Annotated in this window: 1 protein-coding gene; it reads right to left on the bottom strand. The window is 69.9% G+C overall.

The features are described 5' to 3' along the window. A partial coding sequence (gene dxs / locus C7453_RS18555) for a 1-deoxy-D-xylulose-5-phosphate synthase (protein ID WP_114729663.1) occupies nucleotides 1-1,781 on the bottom strand: 1,781 nt, incomplete at both ends.

Raw genomic sequence — 1,781 nt, forward strand, 5'->3', positions numbered from 1 at the left:
GCTGCGATGGCGGTGGCGTCGAGGCCTGCCTCGCGATACTGGGCGTCCTGCGTGTTGTGGTCGATGAAGCGGTCGGGGAGCGTCATCGGGCGGAAGCGGACGCTGTCGAGCAGGCCGGTGCGCGCCAGATGATGCATGACATAGGCCCCGAACCCGCCCTCGGCGCCTTCCTCGATGGTGATCAGCACCGCGTGGTTGCGGGCGAGGTTTTCGATCAGCGCGGTGTCGAGCGGCTTGGCGAAGCGGGCGTCCGCCACCGTGGGGGGCAGGCCCTGGGTGGCCAGCATGTCGGCGGCCTTCAGCACCTCGGCCAGGCGGGTGCCCAGCGACAGGATGGCGATGCCGCCCTTTTCGCGCCCTGCCTGGCGGCCCATTTCGCGGACGATGCGGCCACGGCCGATGTCCAGCACCGTGCCTTCCTCGGGCAGGGCCAGGCCCAGGCCGTTGCCGCGCGGGTAGCGCAGCGCGATCGGGCCGTCGTCGAAGGCGCAGGCGGTGGCCGTCATGTGCAACAGTTCCAGCTCGTCGCTGGGGGCCATGATGGTCATGCCGGGCAGGCAGCCCAGGTAATTGATGTCAAACGAACCCGCGTGGGTGGCGCCGTCGGCACCGACCAGGCCGGCACGGTCGATGGCGAAACGCACCGGCAGGTTCTGCAGCACCACGTCATGCATCACCTGATCATAGGCGCGTTGCAGGAAGGTGGAATAGATGGCGCAGAACGGCCGCAGCCCCTCGGTAGCCATGCCGGCGGCGAAGGTGACGGCATGCTGCTCGGCGATGCCGACATCGAAGAAGCGGTCGGGATAGGCGCGGGCGAAGGCATCGAGCCCCGTGCCCGACGGCATGGCGGCGGTGATGGCGACGATGCTGTCGTCCTGCTTCGCCCGGCGCGTCAGCTCGCGGCTGAAGACCGAGGTGTAGCTGGGCGGGCCGGGGGGCGCCTTGGTCTGCACGCCGGTGACGACGTTGAACTTGGCCACCGCGTGATATTTGTCGCCCGCCGATTCGGCCGGGCGGTAGCCGCGACCCTTCTCGGTGAGGATGTGCAGCAGGATCGGGCCCTTGTCGTCGGCGTCGCGTAGGTTGCGCAGGATCGGCACCAGCTGGTTGAGGTCGTGGCCGTCGACCGGGCCGACATAATAGAAGCCCAGTTCCTCGAACAGCGTGCCGCCGGTGATCATGCCGCGGGCATATTCGTCGGCCTTCTTGGCGGTGCGTTCCAGCCGCTCGGGCAGGCGGCGGGCCACCTTGCCGGCGAGGTCGCGCAGGCCGAGGAACTGGCGCGAGGACATCAGCCGCGACAGGTAGTTGGACATGGCGCCGACCGGGGGGGCGATCGACATCTCGTTGTCGTTCAGCACCACGATCAGCCGCCCGGCGCCGGGGCCGGCGACCGCGGCGTTGTTCATCGCCTCGTAGGCCATGCCGGCCGAGATCGAGCCGTCGCCGATCACCGCCACCACGTTGCGCTCGCGGTAGGACGGGTCATGCTCGGCGCGCAGGTGGTGCGCCACCGCCATGCCCAGGCCGGCGGAGATCGAGGTGGAGGAATGGGCGGCGCCGAACGGGTCGTATGCGCTCTCGCTGCGGCGGGTGAAGCCCGACAGGCCGCCGGGCTGGCGCAGGGTGCGGATGCCCTCGCGCCGGCCCGTCAGGATCTTGTGCGGGTAGGCCTGGTGGCCGACATCCCAGATGATGCGGTCGTCGGGCGTGTCGAACACCGCGTGCAGCGCCACCGTCAGTTCCACCACGCCCAGCGAGGCGCCCAGATGGCCGCC

The organism is Gluconacetobacter liquefaciens (assembly GCF_003350405.1).
In the GTDB taxonomy this organism is placed as follows: domain Bacteria; phylum Pseudomonadota; class Alphaproteobacteria; order Acetobacterales; family Acetobacteraceae; genus Gluconacetobacter; species Gluconacetobacter liquefaciens.